2 protein-coding genes are annotated in these 1,047 nt (G+C 64.9%); both read left to right on the top strand.

The window, feature by feature from the left end:
- Nucleotides 1-232: carboxyl transferase domain-containing protein (locus KIT86_RS25170; protein WP_297403488.1), on the top strand; the 232-nt coding region annotated here is incomplete at its 5' end.
- Between the two features lie 82 nt (nt 233-314).
- Nucleotides 315-1,047, top strand: a 733-nt coding sequence (locus KIT86_RS25165) for a biotin carboxylase N-terminal domain-containing protein (protein ID WP_297403486.1), incomplete at its 3' end; no start/stop codon positions are given.

Raw genomic sequence — 1,047 nt, 5'->3', positions numbered from 1 at the left:
TGCGGTGGAGATCATCTTCCGCGAGGAGAAGAAGGACCCCGTCAAGCTCGCGCAACGCGAGGCCGAGTACAAGGCCCGCTTCGCCAACCCTTTCGTGGCGGGCGCGCGCGGCTTCATCGACGACGTCATCCTGCCGCACGAGACGCGCAAGCGCATCTGCCGCTCGCTGGTGATGCTCAAGGACAAGAAGCTCGAGAACCCGTGGCGCAAGCACGGCAACATTCCGCTGTGAACAGGCCCGGCAAAGCCGGTTCCTCGGCACTTCTGGAATGAAGCCCCGGACGTAAGTCGGTCAAGAACAGATTGGACAAATGATGTTTACCAAGATACTGATTGCCAACCGCGGCGAGATCGCCTGCCGCGTCATCGCCACTGCCAGGAAGATGGGCATTGCCACGGTGGCGGTGTATTCCGAGGCCGACAAGGAAGCGCGCCACGTGCAGCTGGCCGACGAGGCCGTGCTGCTCGGGCCGGCGCCCTCGCGCGAGTCCTACCTGGTCGCGGACAAGATCATCGAGGCCGCCAAGCGCACCGGGGCCCAGGCCATTCATCCGGGCTACGGCTTCCTGTCGGAGAACGAGGCCTTCGCCAAGCGCGTGGAAGACGAAGGCATGGCCTTCATCGGCCCGCGCCACTTCAGCATCGCGGCCATGGGCGACAAGATTGCCTCGAAGAAGCTGGCCAACGAGGCCAGGGTCAACACCATTCCGGGCTGGAACGACGCCATCGAGTCGGCCGACCGCGCGGTGGAGATCGCCCGCGACATCGGCTACCCCGTGATGATCAAGGCCAGCGCAGGCGGCGGCGGCAAGGGCTTGCGCGTGGCCTTCAACGACAAGGAAGCGCTGGAAGGCTTCACCAGCTGCCGCAACGAGGCGCGCAACAGCTTCGGCGACGACCGCATCTTCATCGAGAAGTTCGTGCAGGAGCCGCGCCACATCGAGATCCAGGTGCTGGGCGACGCCCACGGCAACGTGATCTACCTCAACGAGCGGGAGTGCTCCATCCAGCGCCGCCACCAGAAGGTGATCGAAGAGGCGCCGTCGC

This window comes from Hydrogenophaga sp., from assembly GCF_026125825.1.
Classification (GTDB): Bacteria; Pseudomonadota; Gammaproteobacteria; order Burkholderiales; family Burkholderiaceae_C; genus Hydrogenophaga.
The sequence above is the reverse complement of the archived record's forward strand: the minus strand, read 5'-3'. Positions and strand labels throughout refer to the sequence as shown.